The following is a 26,276-nucleotide window of genomic DNA, read 5'->3' as shown; positions in this document are numbered from 1 at the left end:
ATCATTGGAGGATTATAAATGAAAATAGAACTTGAATTCGAACAAGAAGTGACAAACTACTATAAGTGGTTAGATCAAAAAATAAATGAACTTAAACAGTTAAGTGTATATAGTATTAATGGATATTACTTTTTAGATAATGGTGGAATTAAGACTTTTCAAAGTTATTGTCAAAATGAACTAATCGAAATTTTTAGCGATCAATTGACTAATTACCATTTTTATATCTTTCTGAGTAAGAAAGTAAGTGATGTACATTCGCGAATAGAGAGATTCCGAAAAGTATGGAAATCTATTGATTCAGACATAAATACTTCAGGTTTTGAAAAGGGGCCAGAATTACTTTTAGATGAACATGAAAAACCGTTTTATGTCAGTATGGCCAAGGTTCCTCAACATGATTTAGATAAAGCATTGCGAATAATGGATCAGTATCAATCTAGTTTCATGATTGCCAGTAGAAGGGATTCAATGCTCTCAGAGGAATCTATAAAAGATTTGTTTTACTCAGGATTGGATAAGAATAGTCATGAAATAGATTATCAAGCGCTTTTTTTGAAGTATGGTTTGAATAGTGAAATTATCTTTAGATGGGGATCTGTTCTAAATGAGGCCGAATTGGCAATGATTTTAAATCAAGATCATACCCAGAAAATACGGGAGCGAATACAAAGCCATTCATAGTATCTTCAAAATGATCCCGTAATATTTTAAACAATCACCATATTCGGGACTGATCCCCGGTTTTGAGAGACTGGGATCAAAACACCGTATGAAACAGCCAGTTGTCGAAACTCTTTCGAGGACTGGTTGTTTCATTTCTATAGAATTCGAATAGTGGTATATGGATTTTATAAAATCGCTGAGTACTGTTTGTCAGAAGGTATTTGCTTTCCTTCAATCGAGAGAACATAAAATCCAAATACATGGAGAATACTATCGAGAGCATGAAATTGAAGCACTTAAAGTGAATGTGTATGAAGTCTTTATTCATTTAAATCACCTTCTTGAGCAAACAAAATTTTTAAGTGGGTGTGGGGATTTTATTTTTGGCAGAATATTTCCGTTTTGGATTATGCATCGAGAGAACGGAATATTTTTATGATCTAAGTATTTGGGGGCTGCGATGAACAGAATTGAGACATCATTTAAGGAGTGGAATGAACCACTCCTTTTTTCTATCGATGGTGTCATACGCTTGATCAATGAATTCCCTTCAAATTTAAGCAATTCACTATCTTTACCTTTCGCATTCGTATAAAATAAGAGCAGTGAAAAATTGAAGAAATGCTTGATACATGAAGGGCGTGTAAGCTGTGAGCTGCATGACATGATGAGATGTATGAACGTGAAGGCTGCAAAGCTGTTCTTCCTCACATATGAGATCTTGTAAGCGTAACCATTATTTGTCACTTCATTGCGATGGTGTTGAGGGGTGTGTCAGGATGAGGAATCCGTATGTGAGAACGGCTTCTAGTCTGTATATTAATTATTTTTTATTAGGTATGGTCAATATTATTTTGGCTTCAAATATGCCATTTTTAATCAAACAGTTAGATACCAATAGTGCGGGAATTAGTTATATGATTTCGGCGCTTGGCATTGGCAGGGTGCTCACGTATGGTTTATCAGGCGTACTGTCAGATCGTTTTGGGCGAAAGCCAGTCATTTTGATTTCTGGTGTGCTGATGGCGGTGTTCCTCATCGGAATCCCATTGTCTCCGAATTATCAAATCGCGTTTGCATTTGCGATTTTGGCAGGCGTCGCGAATTCGGCAATGGATGCAGGAACATATCCTGCGTTAATGGAGGCTTTTCCGCAAAACTCGGGATCTGCGAATGTGATGGTGAAGGCCTTTATCTCCATTGGGGCAACCATTTTGCCACTGGCGATTTTCTTTTTAGCAGAGTATGATTTGTTTTATGGAATTTCATTTTTTGTCCCTGCTCTGATCTATCTTGTGAATGTCTTGATGCTGTGGACCTTGCCATTTCCGAATCATCGTAAGGTGGAGCAAATCCAGGTAACGGAGTATGACGGACTTCCGCGCTTCTCGACAGAGCCTACATTTTGGAGGGAAGGGATCGCACTCATTTTGATCAGTTTTACGTCAAATGGACTGTATGCGCTGCCGCAAATTTGGCTTCCTACGTACGGTGAGGCCATCTTGGGGATGGCATCGGGCAGTGCTGTAAAACTGCTCAGTTACTATAGCATGGGCGGGCTGCTGTCTGTCGTGATGCTCGCGTTTCTTTTGCGCCGTTTTGTCCGTCCGGTCACTGTACTGCTGATCTACCCAATCATTACACTTGTTTCCATTTGTGTGCTCTTGGTCGTGAAATCCCCAGTCATAGGAACCGTCAATGCGTTTGTATTGGGATTTTCAACGGCAGGAGTTTTTCAGCTGACGTTAACTGTGATGGCTGAATTCTTCTGGAAAAACAAAGGGACGATGACAGGGATTATCTCTACAGCGGGCGGCGTGTCGGCTATCGTCATCCCGGTCGTAACAGGTTTAATTCAGAGTCACGCGTCCATTTTACAAATCTTTATGTTCGATGCAGTGGTGGCTGTTGCGGCCATTATCGGCGCACTGTATATCCTGTATCGATACCGTCAAATCATGATACATGATTAAAAAAGACGACCTCCGCAGGAAGTCGTCTCAGCGTGTAGACAAACCCTCACGCTGAAAAGAAAACAAAGGGCTAAAATGATCATCATTTTAGCCCTTTGTCTTTTTTATTTTAGAAACGGTCATTTTCAAAAAGAATTTGTTTTACTTGATCAACTGGCATATCTTCACCAGTAAAGAGTTTGTAAGCAAGTGCACCTTGCCACAGCATCATTCCAAGACCGTTAATGGTTTTGGCGCCAGCTTCCTGTGCTTGCGCAAGAAGCTTTGTTTTTTGCGGGTTGTATACGACATCTGTCACGATCAAATCTTCACGAAGTACATCAAGTGTATCATCGATAATGCTGAGTTGATCCAGTGGTTTCATGCCAAGGCTTGTCCCATTTGCCAGGATTGCACTTTCTGCTACTTCACGGCGGAACGCGTCTTTGTCTTCAAGTGGGAAAATGTTTGCTTTGACACCGAATGATTTCATTTCGTTGTTGATGTAATTTACATTTTCTTCTGCTTGAACAAAGTATTGATCATTACGAGCAAAAATACTAATTTCACGAATGCCGGACTGTGCAAGCTGAATCGCAATCGGAGTCGCAGCACCGCCAGAGCCAACGAGAGTGACCTTCTTACCAGCTAATTCAACACCATGTTCAATCAAGTTTCTTACATATCCAAGACCATCTGTGTTGTAGCCGATGAGCTTACCATTCTTGTTCACTACAGTGTTACTTGCACGTGTATATCTTGCAGAATCATCTAGTTCGTCTAAGTAATCCAATACTTTCATTTTGTTCGGCATAGAGACGTTAAATCCAGCTGCACCCATTGCTTTCATACCATTTACGGCTGCTTCTAGTTCATCATTCCCTACTTCAAATGCAAGGTAAGCATAGTTGATACCTGTTAGTGTATAGCCAAGGTTATGCATACGTGGTGAAAGGCTGTGCCCGATTGGTGTAGCAAGAAGACCAACTAATTTTGTTTTCCCATCAATATTACGTTCATGTATGTTTGTCATGATTGACATCTCCTTTAATTATCTAAATAATTTTTTCATGCGTCCAAGAACAAAGACCGCTAGTAATATGCTAATAACTGCGATGATCATATCGAAAAATAACGTCATTTTAATATCGTACGTGCTGACCAATCCACTTGTAATGAGCGGCACGAGTATAAATGCTGAGCTTGCCGCAATGTTGACATAGGATGAAGCCGTTGCTTTGTTTGTCGGGAACAATTTCATCATAATACTCATCGCCAGCTGGAAGATTCCCGCTGTAAATAGTCCTAAGAAGAAGGTGCTGACAATGACAATGCTGTAAGTTTCAACTTGGAATAGTGCAAGCATCGCAAGGAACGCCCCAATTGGATAAATGATCGCCACCATAATCGGTGAAATGAATTTATCTAAGACGATCGAAAGTAATAGAACAGATACCAGTGCACCAATACTAAAATAAGATAGAAGCTGTGTAGCTTGTTCTGTGCCAAGTCCGATTAATTTTAACCCGAGCTGCGGAAGCCATGTCTGCCATACGACAAACAATGCAGTCGATGTGAATCCCATCAGTACAACAGCTAAGCCTTCGCCAAGCATTTTTGGTTCTTCTTTCAGCTGGTCCTGTACTGGAAGAGCGTCTTGTGAAGAAACTTGCTTATGGTTCGGGAATGGCATAAAGAGTAAGTAAATCCCTACAAGTAAATAAAGAAGCCCTAGTCCAAAGAACGCCCAGCCCCAGAAGATGTCATGTGCCACTAGGAAGGCCAAGATAAATGGAAGAACAGTCGCCCCAATGGATACAGACGCTTTTACTAAAACAGAAGCCGAACTTGCTTTTTTCGGAAATGACTCTGACAAAGCAGGATAGGTTCCTGAATCAAGCAGTGAGTTGGCAATACCTGCTGATATCGCAAAGATAAATGCCAGTGTATAACTTGTTGTCGTTGGAATACCAATTAAGAATAATAAGTAAAGAAAATTTCCTGTAATAATGACAGGCTTACGTCCCCAGCTGTCGGCTAACCGGCCTGAGAAAAAGAGCGCAATGAGTTTACCAATTCCGATCGCCGATACAAGCAAGCTGATTTTCGGAATATCCACATGGTAGCGTTCAGATAAGCTGTCCATGTTGGAAGCTACAATAATATTGATCATGCCAAGCATGAAGTAGTTTAAATACATGCCAAGTGACGATTTTATATAAGGATTTTTCATGTTCCCACTCCTATATTTGAAACCCCATTTAAGGTCAAATTCTTTGTGTACCCTTTGTTATTGTTTCCTTCAAAATGAATAATATGAAGCCCATCACAACACCCCTTATGTGATTGATGAAAAAATAATGAATATTCATCTGTTCTTCGATCAAGTACATCGTTCTACTAAAATGTAAAAAATAATAACAGCCTTGATTAGGAAGTGAAACTTCATGATTTGATCAGAATCATAAAAAACCACTTTTAACTGTTTTTTGATAGAAATGATGATATGACGAAATAGGTATAACGATATACTAAAAGAAGCAACGAGATAAATATACTCCTGCATTTTAAATGTGTCAAGTTTATGACTTTGTGATTTAAAAAAAGAAAAATGAAACAAAGAAATAGTTGACTTGATCAATAAAAAAAGAGAATTGCTGCACGCAATTCTCTTTTTCATCATGATGGAGAGGTTTCTCTAATATGAAGTTGAGGCTTTAAAATCAATCGCTGCAGCTCTTCATCCTGTTCGTTCATTTTATGATATAAAAGGTTCGCTGCTTTTACCCCGATGGATCGTGGGAAGGAGGAAACAGTGGTGAGCGGCGGATGATACATTTCTGCTTCAGGAACATTATCGAATCCAACGACATCGATATCTTCACCAGGCTTGATGCCCCGTGCTGACAGGGCTTGAATGACCCCAAAAGCGAATAAGTCACTAAAACAAAAAATAGCAGTAGGGGGCTCAGGCTGATCCATCACTTGGGCAAGTGCTTCTTTCCCGCCTTCACGAGTAGGTTCTATATCAATAATAAGAGAATCATCAATCGTCACATTTTCTTCGTCATGAGCTCTTTTGAAACCTTTCATCCGCTCAATCCAAGTCGAAGAAGTCTTGATGCCGCCTAAAAAAGCGATGCGGCGATGCCCTTTTTGAAGAAGATGATGAACCGCCATCCAAGTACCTTGTTCATAATCAACACCGACATAGTCACATTGCACATCTGATAATTCACGATTTGCCAGTACTTTTGGGGTGCGAATTTGATTTAATTGTTTGACCGTTCGAGCAGAGCTTTTCGAAGCTGGGTTTAAAATAATCCCGCCCACTCGGTGCTCTACCATGGTGGAAATGAGCCGCTCCTGTTTATCGACACTGTCAAAGGTCGTACCAAGTAAAACAGTATAGCCCAGTGACTCAAGCGTGGTTTGTACGCCAATTAAAAACTCCGAAATAAAGGTGTTAGAAATATCCGTCACAATCACACCCACGATATTTGAGCTTTTTGACCGCATGTTGGCAGCAACGCGGTCGTATACGTATCCTAATTCCTCCATGGATTGCAGTACTTTGTTTCGAGTGGCTTCAGAGATTCTAGGATTATTTCGAACAACGAGTGATGCCGTTGAAGTCGAGACACCGGCATGCTTGGCGACTTCCTGTAATGTGACACGCTGCTTGTTCATTTTTTTCATTTATCTTCACCAACTTCAATGGATTGCCTAACTTTGTTCATCATCAAGAGGGATTTCTCTATCAGACGAGCCGAACATCTTTTGATTTATTATACATGAATCAGGGGGGATTGATGAAGTGAAGACATATGAGTAACGCCGTAAATCATAAAAGATTACCATTGACAGCTTTCAGATTGAGGCGTAAAATATGAAATTATTCAGAAATAGCAACATTTTAATTAAATAACGAAGGCTATGAATGCTGTGGGTCACACTATAGCAGGAGCAGCTTCTGGAGAGACCGCATGTATGTGCGGCGCCGAAGGGTTCACAATCTCAGGCAAAAGGACAGAAGAGTACGAAATATTGTATTTGTGGTGCATGGATGATGCCGTGTATGACTTTTCTCTATTTTGCTATTCTTTTATGACCGTGAGATTGGAGCGCATCCAATCTCTTTTTTTATGGACTTTTTTAAAGGGTTCATTATTTCAGGATAAGATCGTGTCGTAGGAGGGTGTTAGCATTGGCACAACAAGAATTAAAACGAGATTTATCAAACCGTCATGTACAATTGATTGCCATTGGCGGAACCATTGGAACCGGGCTGTTTTTAGGATCCGGAAAGGCTATTCAATTGGCAGGTCCTTCAATCATTTTTGCTTATTTAATTGTCGGGATGGCCATCTTTTTTGTCATGAGGGCACTCGGAGAATTGCTTTTATCGAAGGCAGGCTATCAGTCATTAACCGATATTGCAGAGGACTATCTCGGCCCGTGGGCTTCCTTTGTGACAGGATGGACCTATTGGTTTTGCTGGATTATGACAGCGATGGCGGATGTCATTGCGGTCGGTGTGTACGTGCAGTATTGGTTTGACATCCCGCAGTGGATTCCTGCCATCATTTGTTTATTGATTTTACTAGGATTGAATCTATTAACGGTGAAGCTTTTCGGAGAAATGGAATTTTGGTTTGCACTCATTAAAGTAATTACGATTCTATTATTGATCGGGGTTGGAATGGTTCTTTTAATCATTGGTTTTCAAACAGATGCCGGACCGGTGACAGTAACGAATTTATGGTCTCATGGCGGGTTATTCCCGAATGGTGTCACAGGTTTCTTATTGTCATTCCAGATGGTGATTTTTGCGTATGTGGGAGTTGAACTGGTCGGTGTGTCCGCAGCAGAAACAGCCAATCCGCAAAAAAACATCCCTTCTGCGATTAATAAGATTCCATTAAGAATTCTATTTTTCTATGTGGGAGCGATTTTTGTCTTACTATGTATCAACCCATGGACTGAACTCAGCGCATCAGAAAGTCCTTTTGTGAAAACCTTTGGACTCATTGGGATACCAGTAGCAGCAGGGCTCATTAATTTTGTTGTGTTGACGTCTGCGGCATCAGCTTGTAATAGCGGCATGTTCTCGACGAGCCGTATTCTGTATAATCTTAGTCATCAAAAGCAGGGTCCAGCTTCCTTCGGACGTCTGAACAAGCATGCTGTCCCAAGCAATGCCCTGTTTGTTTCGACGATTGTGGTATCGGTTGGAGCTCTTTTAAGCAAGCTGATTCCCGAACAAGCCTTTGGTATTGTGACAACGATCAGTGCCATTTGTTTCATTTGGGTATGGAGTATTATTTTAATTAGCCATTTGAAATATAAAAAAACACGGCCTGAATTGCATGAAGCATCTACCTTTAAAGCACCTTTCACACCTTTTGTGAATATATGTGTTTTGGTTCTCTTCGCTGCGATTCTAGTGATCATGCTGTTTGCAGATGCAACACGCCCCGCGCTCTTATTAACGCCGGTCTGGTTTGGTTTCTTACTATTGATTTATGCACGAAAGAAACGCCGCGCGTCATAATGAACGGAAAAAGCACAGCCTTTGCATTAGGCTGTGCTTTTGTTCATTTAACGATTTCTAATCTTTAGCACATAATTTGCATTCAAAATGATCAAAACAACACCAATGACCATGATTGAGAAAAGCTGAGAGTGATTGGCTCCAAGGGAATACACAATCAAAATAAACATGGCGCCGGTCAATAGAACATTCATCATTTGATACGTGTGAAACAGTCCGCCAAGCATCACATGCTTTTCGCCTTCGTCTGAAATAGCGAGCAGCTTTTTACTATAATCTTTGTCAGATGGACTTGGCAGGTTGCGATTAGGGTAGACAAGCTTTAGAACAGATATCGCTATATATGAACTGATAATGGAGACAATAAATAAAGCAGCATTGACGAGAATCAACCAAATGGGCTGCTCGGTGACGATCGCGATACCGATGGCAACAATGGAAAAAATGGTACTTACCGTATTGGCTAAAGTCAAATCAGTAAAGGTCCGATATTGTTTTGCCTCCAGTTCATCCTCTTCATCTCCAGAAACCGAAAGAGATACTCTTTTTTTCATACGTGAAATCCCTGAAAAACAATAAATAATCAATAAAATCGTCAATCCACTGATGACAAGAGTCGCTTCAAATGCAACATCAAGAAGTGTCATTTCAAATTCGGCTGCTAGCAGACAGTAAGCGCCGAGAAAGCCAAGGAGAGCACCTAAGAGCATTTTGTATACAGTTTTCATGAGAGTTCATCCTCCTCGAATAGAAAAATACGTTCAATGGGTTCCTGAAAAATTCGTGAAAGCTTAACAGCGAGCAATAGAGACGGCATTAACTCATCTCGTTCCATTAAGCTGATGGTTTGACGAGAGACCTTTGCACGCTTTGCAAGCTCAGTTTGGTTTAAACCATCTCGCGCACGAAGCTCTTTTAACCGATTTTTCATTCTGTCACCTCAATTTTGGTTGAAATCTTTCCTTAATTGTAAAGCATTATATTCATTTTGACAAGTAAAGTTGTCAAAATGATAAAAATAATTGTCAGAACAATCATCTTTATTGAAAAGGTGAACCATGATACGCTAAAGGAAAGAGAAACAGAAAACAGGTGATGTCCGTGTTCATTGATCAATTAAAAAATGACTTGCATCAATCACAACCGTTGTTCATTGGAGAAGAGACAGCGTTCAAAGCAGCAGTCCTTATCCCTTTGGTGCAAGTAAATAGAGAATGGCATATATTATTTGAGGTACGATCGCTAACTATGAGAAAACAGCCGGGTGATATTAGCTTTCCTGGGGGCAAGCTTGACGGCAGCGAAACTGCACAGGAAGCTGCACTGCGAGAAACACATGAAGAGCTGGGCATTCCGCCAGAATCGGTCGAGATCCTTGGACAGCTCAGTCCTTATATCGCTTCTCCATCTTTTGTGGTATACCCATATGTCGGTATCATTGATGAGCAAAAAGTGAAGCACTCCTTTAATCAAGAAGAAGTAGAGGAGACTTTTATCGTGCCTCTATCATGGCTCAGCCAATATGAGCCATACTTACATCATGTATCCGTTCAGCCAACACCAGGAGAGGACTTCCCTTATGAAAAAATCATGAATGGTGAAAAATACAGCTGGGGAAGCCGTTCGATTGAGGAATGGTTTTATGATTACGAAAACTACACCATATGGGGATTAACAGCCCGCATATTAAAGCATTTTGTGACCGTTACAAAAAGAAATTCCTAGAGAATCGCTCTCTAGGAATTTGTTGTATTCAGACGGTCCTTCGCTGTTTGTTGACCTTTACTTATTGAAATAGGGGATTTCACTTGGCTCAGTCCGTAGGAAGGCATGTTCACGTAGATGGATTCATACGAGCCGGCTTGAATTTGGTACGTTTCATGATAAATTCCGACGGCGTCATTATTTCGTGTTCTTTGGTTAAATTCTTTCCAAGCAGCCAAATGCTTCTCCATCTTGGCATAGGCAAGGAGGTCATCTGTTGATTTCCAATATTGAATCATCGCTGTCGTGCGTAATCCAAAGTAATTCTCTGTCCCAAGAAAGCCAAGCTCATCTTGATGGGTATACAGCTCCTTGATCATGCCAGGCATCGCCATGAACACAGGCAGCCATTGATGAATGGCCCAGCGTTTGTTGATCCTCATTCCGATGATGAACACAACAATCGAATCAGAATTGTCCGTTGTAAATCTACCCGCACGTATGTCTTTTTTCATTCATTTACCCTTCCTTCTTCATCGAATGGAATGTGTCCACGCACCAATCAATTCCTGCTTGAGCCACTCTTTTTCCATAATCTAAAGTAAACAGCCAATACTTCGCATCCGCTTCATCTGGATAAAGCTCTTGAATGTTTTGTTCAATCGCAACATATGTCTCATAACGAATACGGAGCTGCCTCTCATAATCCTGTAAAAGCACTAGTTTCTTCTCAAACGAAAGATATTGACCGAAGAATAACTTTAATAACACCTCATTACGCTCTGTTGGTAACTGGTCGAGCGGCTGCGCCAGCCACTCTCTTAACGTATCCAGTCCTTTTTCAGTCAAATGATATTCCCGCTTGTCTGAGCGGCTAGAAGCAGCAGCAGGTGAAACTTCCGCAAGGCCTTCCTCGACTATTAACTTTAAAGCTGGATAAATTTGTCCATAACTGATTTTCCAAAAATGATGCAGGCTTCTATCAATTAATTGCTTCACTTCGTACCCCGACTTACAATCAGTCGTTAAAATACCTAAAATCGCATACGTCGTATCATTGTATTTTTTCATATCAGCACACCTATCTAAAAGATATATCTTTTAGATATATAATAAATGATGTGAAGTGGCAGATACAAGGGGTTGTTGAAAATAAATTCGATAAAGGGAGTGGATATTTACCTGATTTTGTTAATCAGAGAGGTGAATCACTCATATATATGGATGATCATTCATCAGATTATATATTGGAGGGGTACGTATGAGTAAATCGAAAATCTGGTTTGTGGCTGTCCTGACGGTATTAGTCCTTGGTGCAGTCAGCTGGTCAGCCTATCAAGCAATCGGAAAAAAGAGTGCATTAAATCAATCCTACGCCTTTGCGCAGAAAACAAAAGAGGGCGTGAATTGGTTTAAGGTAACGGAGAGAAAAGGGAAAGTAACCGGTCACTTGAATGAAACCATTTTAGAAGAAAGTCCGGAAATGCATTTTGATCCGAATTTATTTAAACATAAATATCAATTAACTGGAAAAGCAATAGAAAACGGTTATGAATTTGAAGTGAAGCGAGGAAAAGATCCGGTGATGTATGAAGTACATGTTGCTGGAAAAGATCTTTCTGTGAAAAAACAAGGTGAAAACAAAAGCATCACATACAAAGCAGTTGATCAAAAAAAATTAAATGCGTATCAAAAAGCCATTCAAGATCGATATGATGAGTTAATTGATGACTCAGAAACTAGATTTTATGATTATTTAAGAGACTACATCAAGAAAGTAACAGGTGCTTATGGTTATCTGTATACTGCGGAGGATGGTTCATACCAACTATTTCTACAAGTAAAGCATATGCATATTGAGTCTGAATGGTCAGGGGCCTTTCTAATGAGAACAGTTCCAGGGGATGGTGGTGAACCTTATAAAGAGACGAAACATAAAGCGGGTGGTGTTTCTGATGGAATCATGTTTGATATCAGTACCTATCCTCAAATCGAAGAGCACAAAACTGGTATTATCGTAGGTTCAACGAATCGAGGTGCAAAATCAATAAAACTTCCTCTGAAAATAGCAGGCGGCATCGTAGAATTTAAACCAGTCTCAAAGCAGGAATATCAAAAACAATCTGAAGCATTTAAAAAGCAGGCAGAAGAAAAGAAAAAATAGATGATGATAACCACCAGATGAATGAATAAATTTATCTGGTTTTTTATAATGAAGATAGTTATTGGTGAAAAAAGAGAGGAAGGCAAACGCTTCAACTAATTAAGGAAAATGAATTTGGGTCTATAGACCTTAATAATTTTTAGAAAAATAAATGTTGACGCTTTCATATAATCAATATATACTAAAAACAAATCCAATATGAATAAATTAGACATGTGACTGGTCATGCAGGCAGGATCTAAAAACGATGAATTTCTTTTATTTGTCGTTTTAGGTCCTTTTTTTATTGCCAAAATATAGGTCTCATGTATGAGAAAAGGGGGAGAAAAAATGGATTACACACAAGTTGCCAAAGACGTTTTACAGCATATAGGCGGCAAAGAAAACATTGCGCACCTTGAGCACTGTTCAACAAGACTTCGCTTCACGCTAATTGATCAGAAAAAAGCAGATGTACCAGCACTAGAAAAAACACCAGGTGTCATAGCTGTCAGAATGTCAGGACAATGCCAAGTGGTGATTGGGAATGACGTCATTGAAGTGTATCAAAAGGTAACAAGTTTAATAGGCAGCAGCTCATCAAGCCAAGACGTGCCATCCAATCAGCCAAAAGAAAAGAGAAAAGCAGGCACAGTCCTGTTAGATTTCATTGTCGGTGTCTTCCAGCCTCTTGTACCAGCTATCGCAGGCGGAGGAATTTTAAAATCATTTCTTCTCCTTTTCTCTTTATTAGGCTGGATGGATGCAAAGGGACAAACCTATCAAATACTGAACATGGTAGGTGATGCACCACTTTACTTTCTGCCTTTATTAGTTGCTGTAACGACGGCGAATAAACTAAAAGTAAATCCACTGGTCGCATTATCAGCAGTCGGTGCGCTCCTTCTGCCGAACATGACAGCAATGCTTACAGAAGGTGCACAATTACTGTCATTCGATGTAAAAAATATAGCTTATGCGTATCAAGTGTTTCCGGCAATCCTTTCTGTATTGCTTTACGCTCAAATGGAAAAATTCTTTACGCGGTTTTCACCAAAACCAATTCGAATTTTCTTCGTTCCGATGATGTCATTGGTCATTACTGTACCAGTTACGTTGCTTCTATTAGGACCGATTGGTTTTACAGCAGGACAAGGTTTTTCATCAATTATTCTTGCAATGTTTAATACAGTAGGCTGGGTAGCTGTCGCAATTTTAGCAGCGGTCCTCCCATTCATGGTTGCTTCAGGCATGCACAAAGCAATGGTCCCTTATGCAGTCACAACGATGGGAACCCTTGGGAAAGAAGCACTTTATTTACCGGCATCACTTGCGCATAATATTGCGGAAAGTGGAGCGTGTTTTGCTGTGGCACTTCGAACAAAAGACAAGGTACTCAGATCAACAGCCATTTCGGCAGGGATTTCAGCCTTTTTTGGTATCACAGAGCCGGCGTTATACGGTGTAACACTTCAAAATAAGCGAGTCCTTGGAAGTGTTATGATTGGTTCGTTTGTTGGCGGAATTTTCATTGGTTTAGTTGGTATACAAGCCTTTGTGCTTGTTGGCCCTGGATTAGCAAGCATGTCGATGTTTATATCAGATGAACTTCCGCGAAATCTGATGTTTGCTATCATTGGAGCAGTCATTTCATTTATTGTCGCATTTATCGCTGCTTTTGTATTAGGTAAAGATCGAACAGTAGAAGAAAAGACAAAGGACCAAGCTGCATTTGCTGAACAAATTGGAGCAGGAGAAACTTTCAAAAGCCCTGTGATTGGTCAAATGATCTCTCTATCTGAAGTAAAAGATGATATTTTTTCTTCAAAGGTCATGGGGGACGGAATTGCCATTGTACCTTCAAAAGGAGCACTTTATGCACCAGTAGATGGTGAGGTGACCTTGCTGTTCGAAACAAACCATGCGCTTGGTATGAAAACGGACCAAGGGGTTGAAGTATTATTCCACATCGGCATTGACACTGTTCAGTTGGAAGGACAGTATTTCCATCCAAAAGTGCAGGCAGGAGATCGTGTTCAAGCAGGAGATTTATTGATTGAATTTGATTTAGAAAAAATCATGGAAGCAGGATATGATCCAATAACACTTGCTGTAATCACAAATACAGATCAATATGATATTAAGGTACAGCCATTACAAGAGGTCAATCGTCAAGATACATTGATGGTTGTTACACAATTAGGAGGCTAATCATATGACAAAAATCAAAGGTTTTCCAAAAGGATTTTTATGGGGCGGCGCCATTGCGGCTAACCAGGCAGAAGGCGCCTGGAATATAGATGGAAAGGGACCGTCTGTTGCAGATATTGCAATGTACCGTTCCAACTTGAGTGTAGAAGATTATGAAGGTCATCTTGCTGTTACCACTGAAAATATAGATCGTGCAATGAAAGATCCAGACGATAAAAAATATCCAAAACGCAGAGGTGTCGATTTCTATCATCACTATAAAGAGGATTTGGCTCTCTTTGCAGAAATGGGATTTCAAACACTTCGGATTTCTATTGCATGGAGTCGTATCTTCCCTACTGGAGAAGAAGCGGAACCGAATGAAAAAGGGCTTCAATTTTATGATCGTGTCTTTGCAGAAATGAAAAAACACAACATAGAACCGATCGTGACTCTCTCTCATTATGAAATGCCTTTAGCGCTTAGTGTGAAATATAATGGCTGGGTTGAAAGAAAAGTCGTTGATCTCTTTGTGAAGTTCGCCAATGTATGTTTTGAACGATATAAACATGATGTGAAATATTGGCTCACCTTTAATGAAATTGATAGTATTCACCGCCACTCTTTCATTACAGCAGGAATTATTCCTGATCGCTGCCCAGAAGGAAAAGTGGAAGAAACGGTGTACCAAGCACTTCATCATCAATTTGTCGCATCTGCTCTCGTAACAGCAGATTGCCATCGCATCATCCCAGGCAGCCAGGTAGGATGTATGCTGACAAAATTGACAACGTATCCGCATACGTGCCACCCGAATGATGTGGAACAAGCTTTGAAACAAAACTTAGAAAACTATTTCTATGCAGATGTTCAAGTGTTTGGCGAGTATCCGCCACTGATCAAGCGCATGCTTGAGAGAAAAGATATTCATATTCAAATGGAAGCAGATGACCTTACCATTTTAAAAGAAAACACAGTAGATTTTATCTCATTCAGCTACTATATGTCTTTAACGGAGTCAGCCCAAGAAGGATTAGAAGAGACAGAAGGGAACACAATTCGCGGGGTTAAAAACCCTTATCTTCCTTCAACTGACTGGGGCTGGCAAATTGATCCGGTTGGTCTGAAAATTTCTTTGATCGAATTGTATGATCGTTATCAAAAACCTCTTATCATTGTCGAGAACGGCATGGGTGCAAAGGATGTAGTTGAAAGTGATGGCTCTATCCATGACGACTATCGTATTAACTATTTTAAAGAGCATTTCCGTCAAATGAGAGAAGCGATTGAAGAAGGCGTCGATCTCTTTGGATATACGAGCTGGGGCTCGATTGATATTATTAGTGCAGGTACATCACAAATGTCAAAACGCTATGGCTTCATTCACGTCGATCAAGATGATGACGGGAACGGGACATTAAAACGATCTCGAAAAGATTCATTTTATTGGTACCAAAAAGTCATTGAGACAAATGGTGAATCGCTTGATTGAACACCACAATCATGAAAACAGGTGATGACGATGTTTAAAATCAAAAAAGTTTTAAACTCGAGTGTGGTCCTGGCTGAAGATCAGAACCAACAGGAGATGGTATTGTTCGGCCGAGGAATTGGCTATGGACAGAAACCAGGTCAAATGATAGAAGAGAAAAAAGCGGACCAAGTCTTTATGTCAGTTGATAACATGAGAGCAAAAGAATTTCTTCAACTGTTAGATTCAATGCCTCAGGAGTTTATCGATTTAACTCAGCACATCGTCCAATATGCAGAAAAACGTTTAAACTCAACTTTAAATTCAGGTGTTTATTTTACCTTAATGGATCATTTGAATTTTGCAGTGGAACGTCATAAAAAGAATATTAATATTACGAATCGCGTGTATTGGGAAATCAAAAACTACTATACGGAAGAATTTGAAGTAGGGAATTACGCACTTGAGTTAGTCAATGACACATTGGGCATACAATTACCAAAAGAAGAAGCTGCTAATATCGCCTTTCACTTAATTAATGCATTAGGTGAAAAATCCGATTCGAAAGATGGTATGAAATATGCCAAGATGATCGGGAGTATTGTCAATCTTGTGCGCTATACATTGAATATGAAAATGGATCAAGAGAATATTCATTACAGCCGGTTCATTACACATGTGAAATTCTTTGTAGAAAGATTTTATGCTGATAAATTATTATCAGATCAAGAAAATGAGTTGTTTGAACAAATTGCACACTTATATCCTCAAGCGATGGATGTTGCTTTTAAGATCAAAGACTATATTAAACAGGTGCATAGTATCGTCATTCCTAATGATGAGCTTACTTATCTTGCGGTACATATACACCGCCTCATATCTTATCAGCAACTAAAATAAATGTGGAACCACTTGCCTTGATGAGGCGAGTGGTTCTTTGTATGACCAATGTTTATATTAAGTTCCGATAGGTCGTTCTGTTGTACCAGGATTTTCATCATTTAATGAATTGAAAGCCCCTGTTTGTCCTAAAACAACGATGGTTAAAGCGATAATCAATAAACTCATTTTTTTCATTAGAATTCCCCCAGTCAATGATAGGATGTTTCATGCGATCAGCTTCCTTTAAGAAAAGATAGGCTTGATGAATTGCTCCCAGCTCTTCAAAGTATTTTGCAGCTAATGCACTTAATTCACAGGCTCCTTCAGCATCCTTTAATTTTTTAAGAATGCTGATTTCATCGAAACAGGCTTGAGCTTTTTGAGCCATATCTTCAGTGAAATATAGATGGTAAAGCAAATTCATTTTTGCTGTATAGATGGGGCATTTCTCTGATTCATGTTTTTGGTTCACCAATTCGAAGTAATAGAGAGCTTGTGTCCTTTCATCGATAGAAAGCAGCTCTTTCATTAACATGTACATGGAGTGATGAAAGTAACACGAAGAGAGATAGTCTTCATCACTAAGAGCCTTTTCTAGGGCATCGATACATTTTTTTGATTCGCCAGCTTCGGCGTACAAAATGCTGATATTATGATAAAGCTGTGATGTTAGAAAATGATCGTTGAGACTGTCTGCGATGTGTAATGCTTTTTTGTAGTAGTCTTCTGCTCTTATAAAGTCACCAATGTCCATATAATTAGCAGCGGCGATGACAAAGGCTGCAGCTAGTCTTCTCTCATATCCTTCATGACTTTTGAAAATATCAATAGCATTCTGAATGTAGTGTAGAGAAATCAGGCTTTGACGAAGCAGCATATATAAGTTGGCGATTTTCGTATGGAATTCTGCTACTTCTATTTCATCAGGAATGTGTTGTAGTTTTTTCTCGGCAATTTTAAACAGTCCAATGGCTGATGCATAGTCTCTTTTATATGAAGCGTAAAGGGCTTTGTATAGGTAAAAATAGTATTCAATTAAGTCGTTTGTTTTAGAGGGGCAATCTGGTTCTGTCTGTTCCTTCAGTTTTGTACCTCTTCGTTCATATAACATGAGCTTATACTTGCCTTCTAGCAATGAGTAATAGGTCAAGACCTCCTGATTCTCTTCCATTTTTTGAAGTAATTCTTTTAATTCTGTATACATTGCTTTTGCACTGTGTACATCATGCTTGCGAATTGCAATTCTCCAATCATTTAAACGATTCCCCACCTGTTCAGCAGAAATGATAGCCATGGAAATTTCACCTCTTTAAGATCCTTTCACCTGTTTCATAAAAAACGATATCACAATTTTTGGAAAAATATAATCGTTTCTGTGAAGTGATTGACAAGAGGTAATAAAAGGGACCTAAGGTCATGTGATGTACGATATTGTAAGGGTGATTGCTTGTTAGCACAAATGAATAAAATCTCTTTTTGGAAGTCTAAAAAAGGAATATATAATATGGATTTTATGATAATGAACGAAAATATTACTCGTATATTTGGAATAAAGAAGTTTTAGCTATTTCAGAGGGAAAATGGAAGGTCGATCTAGGAAAGAAAATCATGTATGATGTTGCTAGATCATGAGATAAGAAACTGATAGATGCAGCCAAAAGTAAGTATTAAACACAAACTTAGACCTTTAGAAAGGATGTTGAAATGAAAAAAAGATTTCCAAGTTTAAATAGACAAATCACAGTCATTATCGCGACTCTGTTACTTGTTTTAGTGACTGTTTATATGTCAAAGAGATACTTTTATAGCAAAGAAATTGAGCTGCTGACAGAATCTTGTCAACAAGCTGGCGGCAAAATCATCTTAGAAACAAATAGTTTGTCTATGGATTACTCGTTTGAGTGCCAAAAAAAATAGAACAGGCAGTTTCCTGCCTGTTTGTTCTCAAATTAAAAACCTAAATCTTGCAGCCATTGATTTAATCTCATTTCTCGATTCTCGGCAGTTGAGTGATCATATCTTCCTAGTTGTAAACTGGCTACAATTTCCCCGTCATTCATAAACATGATTCTTTCAGAACGAAGAGCCACCTTGGGGTCATGTGTGACAAGCAGCAGTGTTGCTCCTTCAGAGTGGATACTTGAAAAAATATTCATCACTTCCTTCGTTGTACTGGAATTAAGAGCACCTGTTGGTTCATCAGCGAAAAGTATGTCTGGTTCATTCATGAGCGCTCGGCAGATAGCGGCTCTTTGAAGCTGTCCTCCCGATACTTCTGTCAAATATCTATTTGCCAAATGATCAATATCGAGTTTTTTCATTAAATATTGAGCTCGTTCATTCAATTCTTGTCTTGGCTTTTTCTTTGCTAAATAAGCTGCAGCTATGATGTTGTCAAATAAATTAAGATTTTTTAATAAGTGGCTGTGCTGAAAGACAAACCCCATCTCTGTTAAGCGCAGAGCAGTTAACTGTTTGTCTGTCATTTCTGATAGTGATCGGCCTTTATATTCGATCTCTCCTGTTGAAGCTGTTTCTATGCCGCTAAGCTGATAAAGTAATGATGTTTTCCCGCATCCAGAAGGTCCCATAATGGTCACGAATTCCCCATGCTTTATCGATAAATGAATATCCTTAAGAATGGTTTGTTTTTGTCCTTTTAATGAATTGATATGCAAAGACAATCGCTTCGTTTCAATCAAGTGTTCCATGTGAAACATCTCCTTATAAAAGTGTTTGCCTTGCCGTTTGACTAGAAAAAAACGTCTTCAATAACCAGGTGGTCAAAGCTAAATTGACAATAAATAGTGTAAACGGGTACACAACTGACACCCATTGTGGTGACAGCCACTGGAGGCTCGACGCCCCTAATGTTGCTCCTCCTATACTCATCAAAGCAGGACCAATGGTATTGACCGCGATTGTTCCAATAAAGGCGCCAAAAGAGAGAACAGCGATAAAACTCGTTATATATTGTACTGTTATATCTGTTATAGAAAATCCAATTGTTCTTAGCATGTGGTTTCGGCTTGAATCTTTCGCCTTTAACATGTGCAGAAACATGAATAGCATTAAGCTGGCGGTTCCAAAGGCAGCTAATGCAGCAAAAAATGCAATGACTTTTACAATAGCTGCTGTGCTGCCGATCGTTTGATGAACGTATTCTTTCATATCTGTCACTTTTGCAGGAGATACCTTCTTTTCAAATACTGTCTTTTTCTCTGCGATATTTACTCCTGGTTTTAGTTGAATTTGAACGGTTTGCCAAAGAGCTGTTTGAGGAAATGGCTGTGATATTGCTTTTGCTGTTTTGCCTCCATTGGTCACGTCCTGATAAATACCTGTTACCGTTCTTTGGATTTCATGCCCATTAGTTACGAGAGTGATTCTTTCTCCTATCTTTTTCTGAAGTGAATCTGCATTTAATACGGATAAGGCAATTTCTTCATTCTTTAAAGGCTGTCGTCCTTGTAAATAGTTGAGGGGAAATGCTGAGAGCTCACCTGTTTCTAAGTAGAGCGTTTCTAATGTGTTCTCCTTTGATTTCACCTGAAGAGAAGTAGTTTTATAGATGGCTGCTGTTTGTATGCTCTGATCTTCACGAATCATTGATTCTATTTCGTTTGTATTTTTCGCTAGATGATTCCCTTGGCGTATATCTATTCGAAGGTCACTTTTACCAGAGCCAAGGTATGTGATGAAATCCGGTGATTGTAAGGTATGCCATAGCTGAATAGGCATGAGCATTAAAAATGTACAGAGTGCAATAATACAAGAAATCGTTGTGTACAGCTTCTTTCGTGATATCAGATCTTTTAAACCAAGCCAAATATTGACGGGTAAGAACCTGCTTTTCTTGAGGTGCATAGGTATTCTTTTCTTTTGACCCAGTGGGTTGATAACGCCTTGAAGTGCTTGAGCAGCTGATATTTGACCAAACTTTCTTAAGACAGCATAGCTGCAAGAGATGATGATCATTGCCGTCGCAATAGAAACAAAAAGCGGGATTAACCAATGAGCAAAAGAAGGCTGATTCCCCATGTAACGGTGGATATTGGTTGTAAACATATCACCAAATATAAGCGTTAACACATATCCTGCTATACACCCTGCACAAGCAAGCGCGGCATACTTACCAACGTATAATTGCTTGATTCTTGTTAAAGGGATCCCAAGCACCTTCAGTATGCCAATTTCACGTTCATCCTCTTCTATTGAAGCCGTCATAGCAAGATGGAGTGAGAGAAGGGCTATACTGATGAGCAGCAGGCAAACAAGCAGGAGAATGGCAATGACCATTCCATCTGTCAATGCATTCAGCATACGCAGTAAAGGTAGTGTGACAGATGGGCCTTGTTGTGGCAGTTGTGATGATTGATAGATGGCTTGAAAGGTATCTGTCTGAGCGGCATCATGTAGTAAAAATTCGATTAAGTACTCTTTGTGATGAAACACTTGATTTATTGCATCCCAATCCTCGTTATGAAGAAGAAATCTTTTTGAACTGACAAGACTGGGGTTCATTTGTGCATCTCGCAAGAACGCTTTGATGCGAAAGGTGAATTGATTAGCTCCTTTCTCAATCAGTAACGTTTCACCTATGTTGAGCTGATACTTTTGTTGAAAATAAATTGGGACAGCCACTTCGCCTTTATTGACCGTGAGCTTTTCATTTTGTTCGTTTAACAGGAAATCGAAATCACGATTTTGCTTCACAAATAAATGATCCATCACACCTGCTTTGGCAGGCTCATGTCCGAACCTGATGTTTGCATGTTCAATTGGTATCATTGGGACGATTTGATGGGCTTTTACCATGGACTGTTTGCTTGAAAATGCTTCAATGTCTTTTTCATTTATGCCGCCGTCATGCATTTGGACAAAGTCTGGCGCTTTGGCAGAATGGAGCAGGTTAGAAATGGAACCATTCAGGTGTACGATCATTTGAGCTGCACTTGCTGCGAGAAATGAAGTCATCATGATGCAAATGGTTAAGCCGATTGAAATAAGACGGTGACGGGTTAAGTCTTTCTTTATAAACGCTAATCTCATGAGGCTGATTCTCCTTCATGCTGAAGCATATTTTTTGTTAAGCAGGCTAGTGCAAACATGAAAGAACTGACGATGAGCACCGTCACATACATGGTGGCTGAAAACGTATTGAACAAAAATCCATACATCATTTGGCCAAGCGGAGCAGCACATTGAGAAACCATTGTCAGATTGGCCATCACTTTTCCCAACTGATGATTTGGTGTTTTCTTTTGAACATGTGAAATCACAACGATTGAGATCATAGTCAGCAGCATAGCAATTGGAAGGCATCCTGCTAAAAAGAGAAAATAAGCTGGATAAGTGCCAAATTGAAGAGCTGTTTTGGATGTTGAGAACGCCACAGGCAGCAAGATGACTGCGATGACAAGAAGCCAGCGATATAAAGTAGGAATGCGCCATCGCTTCGCTACAAGTCCAACTAGCAGAGCCCCTGCGATGACAGCGAACTCAATCAAGCCCATGCCTATTCCATACATGATGTCACTGCTCTTCATTGTGACCCTTAAAATGATTGGTCCCCCAACAATAAAAAATGGTGTAAGGATGAAATTTAACATTGCGGCAAGCAGCATGGCCCTTTTTAAAAATGGCTGACTGCCAATATAAGAAAATCCTTGTTTCATATCTTTTATGAGCACTTTGCCCATAGACTCTGTCAGCGGACTAGGGGAGAAGGAAATGTTTAACCTTAAAAGCATGCAGGCTGATAGAAAAAATACGATGGCACTTGCACCGATGATGGATTGGCTTCCAATCATTCCGTATAGAACTCCTCCGATAATAGGTGCGAGAACACCTGAAAGTGCCTGAACGCCATTGACAATGCCGTTTGCTTGTTCTAATTGCTCTTGTTTCACTAGCTGTGGAATGCTGGACATGACAGCGGGAGCATAGAACGTACTCATCACGCCAAGCAGTATCATGACAGCTCCGATCATATAGAGTGAATCATTTCCCGAAAATAACCAAAAATAAAAGGCAAGAATCATCATGCCGGTGAGGACATCAAATAAAATCATTAAGTTCCTTCTGTTAAACCGGTCAGCGATTGCACCAGCTAACGGGGAGAGAAGGAGCGGGATATTGGATAAAGCGAAAAGTAAGGCATATAAATCAACTCGATGCGTCATATCCAGTACGTGTAAAGATAGAACAAACCGAATGAGAGAAGATCCGAAAACGGAAATAATCTGTCCGAGAACGAGGTATATAAAGTGGGATGAGCCTCTTTTGGATAACAAAGACATAAATATCACTCTCCTTTTAGACCGACCGTCAGTCTATAATGTATGCAGGATTGGTATTGAAGTGACCAATCACTGATTATTTTCATCCAGCTCTCCAGATAATCGCTTGAGCAGGAAGGAAAAAATTCCCTTTTTTGCATGCAATGAGGATTCGAGTATTTCGATAAAAGCTAAAGCGCGTTGTAGACTTTCTTCGGCTGTCCATTGAAAAAGGCCTTCATCAAATATGACCTGCGCAGAAGCAAGAAGGAATTCAACCGTCTCTTGCGGATACTTCGTTTTGAATGTCCCTTCCTCTACACCTTGCTGAATAACATCTGCCAACACTGGTGATAGTTCTTTAATGGCTTTGATTAAGCTTTTTTGATGCATTTCTGCATTAGAAGGCTGATGGAACTGATCGATCATGCCCTGTTTATGGCTTCCTTGCTGAGGTGATTGCACCATGATGATACGAAATAGTTTGTCAACGACTGGAAGGTCTGGGTCAGCTGCAATCCGCTTTGCCACGATGATATCTTCTTTGATGATCCTGTCAATAATGGCATCCATTACTTCTTCTTTGGATGCAAAGTAGTAGTAAAAGGTGCCTTTTGCAATGCCAACGGCTTTTAATATGTCAATAATTGTTGTTTTCTGATAGCCTTTGGTTGAAAAAAGCGCTTCTGCTGCGTTTATTATGTCATTTTTACGTTCCTCAGGATGTTTAACGGTTCTCATAAAGCCATCCTTTCTTTTAACTAGACTGTCGGTCGGTCCTTGAATTGATTAAACACTTTTCAGGGTGTCTTTGTCAATGGCTGGTTTTTAAACACTTTGCATTTATTGTTCAAAGACACTATGATACATTGAATGAAAAAACCTTCAGGGGAGATGGAAAATGCAATTTTTGACCAGTGAATTGGCTCAAGAAATGGTTGAACGTACGATGCATATTTTACATAAAAACATCAATGTGATGAATGCAGATGGTGTCATTATTGGTTCTGGTGAACGAAACAGGATTGGCCAGAAACATGATGGTGCACGACTTGTGCTGACAAGCGGGAACAGTGTGGAAATTGACCAGGAGACCTCTTTGCGCTTAGAAGGAGTGAGACCCGGGATTAACTTGCCTATTTGCTTCCATGAACAAGTAGTTGGTGTGATTGGGATTACTGGTGAGCCAGAGGACATTCGGCATCATGCCGAGCTGGTGAAGATGGCAGCTGAACTGGTGTTAGAGCAATCTTTTCTGCTTGAGCGGGTTCAATGGCGTCATCGAATAGAAAGTGAAATTGTCAATCAGCTGATTTCATATTCTGATGCTGGGGATCATCAGCTGAAAAATCGAGCGGCTTGGCTGGGAATGGATTTAGACAAGCGCCGAATGGCTATTGTTTTTCAGCCAGTTCCCTCCTTAGAGGATGCTGTTCATAAATTGATGCATGCGATTCAATATGATAAGAAGGCAGATGATTTACTTGGCATGACCTTTTGTCATGAATTGATTCTTTTAAGTCAGCCCATACCTGAACATCAAGTAAAGCAGGCGGCAGGTCATCTGCAAAAAACAATGCAAAGAGCAGTAGGAAGCCAAGTGTTAGTGGGGATAGGGACTGTCGCTGAAGACATCAGCCAGCTGCCAATTTCTTTTCAGCATGCGAGGGAAGCCCTGAGGTTAGGGAAGGCTCTTGATCCGGAGGAAAGTATGTATTTCTTTGAGTCTTATCAACTGGAAAGCTTATTCATGATGGCGGGAATTGCTGAAAAGAACAGTCGATGGACTGACTTTTACAAGCCTTTGACACAAGAAGCAGAGCTCGCCCATACATTAAGGGTTTACATTGAAGAGGGCGGTGATTTGCAAAGAATTGTTGATCGTTTATTTATTCATCGAAATACATTGCGTTATCGTTTAGACAAAATTCAAGGATTGACCGGAAAAGACCCTCGTCATGTAAAACAGTTAATCGAGCTTTATATGGCGCAGCTAATGACTCAACTATCTTGATTGTGCAAATGCACAATTCGGTAGAGTGGTCAGTTAAAAAAATTCATCCAGATTCACAACACAATCCCTTTGGGTAAACGCTTACAATTGGAGGAAGATATTTTTAGGGGGATTGAGAATGGGTGGAGATGTGACGGTAAGTACTCTGGGAGCCATGGCGGCGCTTGTGATCGCGATTGTTCTCATTCTAAAAAAAGTATCACCTGCTTATGGCATGCTGGCAGGTGCATTTATAGGCGGATTGGTTGGCGGTGTAGACATTGTTCAGACCGTCAACGTTATGATGGAAGGTGCTAAGGACATGATTCCGGCTGTCCTTAGAATTATGGCCGCAGGTGTACTGGCTGGTGTTCTCATTGAATCAGGTGCAGCGTTATCTATCGCTGAGGCCATCGTGAGAAGGCTTGGTGAGGCGAGGGCACTATTAGCACTCGCTCTTGCAACAATGATTTTAACAACAGTAGGCGTTTTTGTAGATGTTGCGGTTATTACGGTAGCGCCAATCGCACTTGCTATTGCCAAACGCGCAAAGCTCTCAAAAACGGGAATTCTCCTTGCTATGATTGGAGGAGGGAAGGCAGGAAATATCATGTCCCCGAATCCGAATGCTATTGCCGCTTCAGACGCTTTTGGTGTACCTCTGACTTCAATGATGGCTGCAGGAATCATTCCGGCTGTGTTCGGGTTGGCGGTTACATATGTATTAGCTAAAAAGCTTGCAAACAAAGGGACACCCGTTCTTGAAGAGGAAACTGGGCAAAATAAAGTTCAAATACCTGCCTTTTTTCAAGCACTGGCTGGTCCGCTGGTTACCATTTTATTGTTGGCTTTAAGACCGCTTTTTCAAATCAATATAGACCCAATGATCGCCTTACCGATTGGAGGGATTGTAGGTGCTCTTTTCATGAAAAAAGGGAAATTTCTCAATGATTATGCGATGTCGGGGCTCCATAAAATGTCAGGTGTCGCGATCATGTTATTAGGGACAGGTACACTAGCAGGAATCGTATCGAATTCGTCCTTAAAAGATGTGTTTATTCAGGCACTGGATGCCTCGGGTTTACCTCCATATTTACTTGCGCCAACTTCAGGAATATTTATGTCAGCCGCGACCGCTTCGACAACAGCAGGAACGGCGGTCGCGAGTGGTGTGTTTAGCGGAACGCTGATTGGGCTTGGTGTATCTGCTCTTTCAGGGGCAGCCATGATTCATGCTGGCGCAACAGTGCTTGACCATATGCCGCACGGGAGCTTTTTCCATGCAACAGCAGGAAGTGTTCAAATGGATATCAAAGAGCGTTTGAAGCTCATGCCTTTTGAATCGTTAATCGGTTTGACGTTAACCGTTGTATCGACCATTATTTTTGGCGTTTTCCAGCTGTTTGGCTGAGGATATGACAAGAAAAGAGGGGCTTTAGG

22 protein-coding genes and 1 riboswitch are annotated in these 26,276 nt (G+C 40.2%); of the genes, 10 read left to right on the top strand and 12 right to left on the bottom strand.

The window, feature by feature from the left end; translation table 11 throughout:
- The first annotated feature begins 18 nt into the window (after window positions 1–18).
- Both MHB69_RS18875 and MHB69_RS18870 read left to right on the top strand, forming a co-directional pair.
- Window positions 19–684: a hypothetical protein gene (locus MHB69_RS18875; RefSeq protein ID WP_075621406.1), complete on the top strand. Its 666-nt coding sequence runs from the start codon at window positions 19–21 to the stop codon at window positions 682–684.
- 761 nt (window positions 685–1,445) lie between these two features.
- Complete coding sequence (locus MHB69_RS18870) at window positions 1,446–2,639, top strand: MFS transporter (protein WP_342495853.1); 1,194 nt, start codon at window positions 1,446–1,448, stop codon at window positions 2,637–2,639.
- A 109-nt stretch (window positions 2,640–2,748) separates the two neighbouring features.
- On the opposite strand, the gene MHB69_RS18865 is transcribed toward MHB69_RS18870, so the two are convergent.
- The 3 genes from MHB69_RS18865 to MHB69_RS18855 all read right to left on the bottom strand — a co-directional run bounded on the left by MHB69_RS18865 (window position 2,749) and on the right by MHB69_RS18855 (window position 6,317).
- Window positions 2,749–3,651, bottom strand: coding sequence for a quinate/shikimate dehydrogenase (locus MHB69_RS18865; RefSeq protein WP_214755314.1), 903 nt, complete (start codon window positions 3,649–3,651; stop codon window positions 2,749–2,751).
- Window positions 3,652–3,669: 18 nt separating this feature from the next.
- Window positions 3,670–4,851: an MFS transporter gene (locus MHB69_RS18860; protein ID WP_034281431.1), complete on the bottom strand. Its 1,182-nt coding sequence runs from the start codon at window positions 4,849–4,851 to the stop codon at window positions 3,670–3,672.
- A 446-nt stretch (window positions 4,852–5,297) separates the two neighbouring features.
- Complete coding sequence (locus MHB69_RS18855) at window positions 5,298–6,317, bottom strand: LacI family DNA-binding transcriptional regulator (RefSeq protein ID WP_034281429.1); 1,020 nt, start codon at window positions 6,315–6,317, stop codon at window positions 5,298–5,300.
- A gap of 264 nt (window positions 6,318–6,581) precedes the next feature.
- Window positions 6,582–6,661: riboswitch (glycine riboswitch) on the top strand.
- 164 nt (window positions 6,662–6,825) lie between these two features.
- Between MHB69_RS18855 and MHB69_RS18850 the strand changes: the two genes are divergently transcribed.
- Window positions 6,826–8,172, top strand: coding sequence for an amino acid permease (locus MHB69_RS18850; protein ID WP_061110315.1), 1,347 nt, complete (start codon window positions 6,826–6,828; stop codon window positions 8,170–8,172).
- A 47-nt stretch (window positions 8,173–8,219) separates the two neighbouring features.
- Here the strand turns inward: MHB69_RS18850 and MHB69_RS18845 are convergent, their stop codons facing one another.
- Both MHB69_RS18845 and MHB69_RS18840 read right to left on the bottom strand, forming a co-directional pair.
- Window positions 8,220–8,900: a DUF3169 family protein gene (locus MHB69_RS18845; RefSeq protein WP_041118373.1), complete on the bottom strand. Its 681-nt coding sequence runs from the start codon at window positions 8,898–8,900 to the stop codon at window positions 8,220–8,222.
- Window positions 8,897–9,103 (bottom strand): helix-turn-helix transcriptional regulator, encoded by a 207-nt coding sequence (locus tag MHB69_RS18840; RefSeq protein WP_003215336.1) that lies wholly within the window; start codon window positions 9,101–9,103, stop codon window positions 8,897–8,899. Before MHB69_RS18840 ends, MHB69_RS18845 begins: the two co-directional genes overlap by 4 nt.
- 170 nt (window positions 9,104–9,273) lie before the next feature.
- Between MHB69_RS18840 and MHB69_RS18835 the strand changes: the two genes are divergently transcribed.
- Window positions 9,274–9,897: a CoA pyrophosphatase gene (locus MHB69_RS18835; RefSeq protein WP_342495852.1), complete on the top strand. Its 624-nt coding sequence runs from the start codon at window positions 9,274–9,276 to the stop codon at window positions 9,895–9,897.
- Window positions 9,898–9,908: 11 nt separating this feature from the next.
- Here MHB69_RS18835 and MHB69_RS18830 read toward each other — a convergent pair whose 3' ends face one another.
- Both MHB69_RS18830 and MHB69_RS18825 read right to left on the bottom strand, forming a co-directional pair.
- A complete protein-coding gene (locus MHB69_RS18830) occupies window positions 9,909–10,391 on the bottom strand; it encodes a DUF4188 domain-containing protein (protein ID WP_034281425.1) in 483 nt (160 codons plus the stop codon).
- 4 nt (window positions 10,392–10,395) lie between these two features.
- Complete coding sequence (locus tag MHB69_RS18825) at window positions 10,396–10,947, bottom strand: PadR family transcriptional regulator (protein WP_046312650.1); 552 nt, start codon at window positions 10,945–10,947, stop codon at window positions 10,396–10,398.
- Window positions 10,948–11,137: 190 nt separating this feature from the next.
- Here MHB69_RS18825 and MHB69_RS18820 point away from each other — a divergent pair, with 190 nt between their 5' ends.
- The 4 genes from MHB69_RS18820 to MHB69_RS18805 all read left to right on the top strand — a co-directional run bounded on the left by MHB69_RS18820 (window position 11,138) and on the right by MHB69_RS18805 (window position 16,580).
- A complete protein-coding gene (locus MHB69_RS18820; protein ID WP_046312652.1) occupies window positions 11,138–12,040 on the top strand; it encodes a hypothetical protein in 903 nt (300 codons plus the stop codon).
- Window positions 12,041–12,370: 330 nt separating this feature from the next.
- Window positions 12,371–14,230: a beta-glucoside-specific PTS transporter subunit IIABC gene (locus MHB69_RS18815; protein WP_046312654.1), complete on the top strand. Its 1,860-nt coding sequence runs from the start codon at window positions 12,371–12,373 to the stop codon at window positions 14,228–14,230.
- Between the two features lie 4 nt (window positions 14,231–14,234).
- Window positions 14,235–15,701 carry a glycoside hydrolase family 1 protein gene (locus tag MHB69_RS18810; RefSeq protein WP_046312656.1) on the top strand — a complete coding sequence of 489 codons (1,467 nt, stop codon included), beginning with the start codon at window positions 14,235–14,237 and terminating at the stop codon, window positions 15,699–15,701.
- Between the two features lie 30 nt (window positions 15,702–15,731).
- Entirely contained in the window at window positions 15,732–16,580 is an 849-nt protein-coding gene (locus tag MHB69_RS18805) for a PRD domain-containing protein (protein ID WP_034281420.1), read from the top strand.
- Between the two features lie 97 nt (window positions 16,581–16,677).
- Here the strand turns inward: MHB69_RS18805 and MHB69_RS18800 are convergent, their stop codons facing one another.
- The 5 genes from MHB69_RS18800 to MHB69_RS18780 form a co-directional block, all read right to left on the bottom strand.
- On the bottom strand, window positions 16,678–17,856 hold the full coding sequence (locus MHB69_RS18800; RefSeq protein ID WP_046312658.1) for a Rap family tetratricopeptide repeat protein: 1,179 nt from the start codon (window positions 17,854–17,856) through the stop codon (window positions 16,678–16,680).
- Between the two features lie 655 nt (window positions 17,857–18,511).
- Window positions 18,512–19,273 (bottom strand): ABC transporter ATP-binding protein, encoded by a 762-nt coding sequence (locus MHB69_RS18795; protein ID WP_342495851.1) that lies wholly within the window; start codon window positions 19,271–19,273, stop codon window positions 18,512–18,514.
- A 13-nt stretch (window positions 19,274–19,286) separates the two neighbouring features.
- Entirely contained in the window at window positions 19,287–21,614 is a 2,328-nt protein-coding gene (locus MHB69_RS18790; RefSeq protein WP_342495850.1) for an ABC transporter permease, read from the bottom strand.
- Window positions 21,611–22,864 carry an MFS transporter gene (locus MHB69_RS18785; protein WP_120208002.1) on the bottom strand — a complete coding sequence of 418 codons (1,254 nt, stop codon included), beginning with the start codon at window positions 22,862–22,864 and terminating at the stop codon, window positions 21,611–21,613. The genes MHB69_RS18790 and MHB69_RS18785 overlap by 4 nt, the downstream gene beginning before the upstream one ends.
- 69 nt (window positions 22,865–22,933) lie before the next feature.
- Window positions 22,934–23,584, bottom strand: coding sequence for a TetR/AcrR family transcriptional regulator (locus MHB69_RS18780; RefSeq protein ID WP_342495849.1), 651 nt, complete (start codon window positions 23,582–23,584; stop codon window positions 22,934–22,936).
- A gap of 160 nt (window positions 23,585–23,744) precedes the next feature.
- Here MHB69_RS18780 and MHB69_RS18775 point away from each other — a divergent pair, with 160 nt between their 5' ends.
- Together MHB69_RS18775 and MHB69_RS18770 are read left to right on the top strand one after the other, a co-directional pair.
- Window positions 23,745–24,857: a sugar diacid recognition domain-containing protein gene (locus MHB69_RS18775; RefSeq protein ID WP_342495848.1), complete on the top strand. Its 1,113-nt coding sequence runs from the start codon at window positions 23,745–23,747 to the stop codon at window positions 24,855–24,857.
- A gap of 118 nt (window positions 24,858–24,975) precedes the next feature.
- Complete coding sequence (locus MHB69_RS18770) at window positions 24,976–26,247, top strand: GntP family permease (protein ID WP_081125160.1); 1,272 nt, start codon at window positions 24,976–24,978, stop codon at window positions 26,245–26,247.
- The last annotated feature ends 29 nt before the right edge of the window (window positions 26,248–26,276 follow it).

Source organism: Bacillus sp. FSL K6-0994, from assembly GCF_038630815.1.
Lineage (GTDB): Bacteria > Bacillota > Bacilli > Bacillales > Bacillaceae > Bacillus > Bacillus safensis.
This window is presented reverse-complemented; position numbering and strand designations above follow the sequence as displayed.

Coding starts and splice junctions, on each gene's coding strand:
- MHB69_RS18875 (WP_075621406.1), top strand. CDS start 19: ATGAAAATAGAACTTGAATTCGAACAAGAAGTGACAAACTACTATAAG.
- MHB69_RS18870 (WP_342495853.1), top strand. CDS start 1,446: ATGAGGAATCCGTATGTGAGAACGGCTTCTAGTCTGTATATTAATTAT.
- MHB69_RS18865 (WP_214755314.1), bottom strand. CDS start 3,651: ATGACAAACATACATGAACGTAATATTGATGGGAAAACAAAATTAGTT.
- MHB69_RS18860 (WP_034281431.1), bottom strand. CDS start 4,851: ATGAAAAATCCTTATATAAAATCGTCACTTGGCATGTATTTAAACTAC.
- MHB69_RS18855 (WP_034281429.1), bottom strand. CDS start 6,317: ATGAAAAAAATGAACAAGCAGCGTGTCACATTACAGGAAGTCGCCAAG.
- MHB69_RS18845 (WP_041118373.1), bottom strand. CDS start 8,900: ATGAAAACTGTATACAAAATGCTCTTAGGTGCTCTCCTTGGCTTTCTC.
- MHB69_RS18840 (WP_003215336.1), bottom strand. CDS start 9,103: ATGAAAAATCGGTTAAAAGAGCTTCGTGCGCGAGATGGTTTAAACCAA.
- MHB69_RS18830 (WP_034281425.1), bottom strand. CDS start 10,391: ATGAAAAAAGACATACGTGCGGGTAGATTTACAACGGACAATTCTGAT.
- MHB69_RS18825 (WP_046312650.1), bottom strand. CDS start 10,947: ATGAAAAAATACAATGATACGACGTATGCGATTTTAGGTATTTTAACG.
- MHB69_RS18820 (WP_046312652.1), top strand. CDS start 11,138: ATGAGTAAATCGAAAATCTGGTTTGTGGCTGTCCTGACGGTATTAGTC.
- MHB69_RS18815 (WP_046312654.1), top strand. CDS start 12,371: ATGGATTACACACAAGTTGCCAAAGACGTTTTACAGCATATAGGCGGC.
- MHB69_RS18810 (WP_046312656.1), top strand. CDS start 14,235: ATGACAAAAATCAAAGGTTTTCCAAAAGGATTTTTATGGGGCGGCGCC.
- MHB69_RS18805 (WP_034281420.1), top strand. CDS start 15,732: ATGTTTAAAATCAAAAAAGTTTTAAACTCGAGTGTGGTCCTGGCTGAA.
- MHB69_RS18800 (WP_046312658.1), bottom strand. CDS start 17,856: ATGGCTATCATTTCTGCTGAACAGGTGGGGAATCGTTTAAATGATTGG.
- MHB69_RS18795 (WP_342495851.1), bottom strand. CDS start 19,273: ATGGAACACTTGATTGAAACGAAGCGATTGTCTTTGCATATCAATTCA.
- MHB69_RS18790 (WP_342495850.1), bottom strand. CDS start 21,614: ATGAGATTAGCGTTTATAAAGAAAGACTTAACCCGTCACCGTCTTATT.
- MHB69_RS18785 (WP_120208002.1), bottom strand. CDS start 22,864: ATGTCTTTGTTATCCAAAAGAGGCTCATCCCACTTTATATACCTCGTT.
- MHB69_RS18780 (WP_342495849.1), bottom strand. CDS start 23,584: ATGAGAACCGTTAAACATCCTGAGGAACGTAAAAATGACATAATAAAC.
- MHB69_RS18775 (WP_342495848.1), top strand. CDS start 23,745: ATGCAATTTTTGACCAGTGAATTGGCTCAAGAAATGGTTGAACGTACG.
- MHB69_RS18770 (WP_081125160.1), top strand. CDS start 24,976: ATGGGTGGAGATGTGACGGTAAGTACTCTGGGAGCCATGGCGGCGCTT.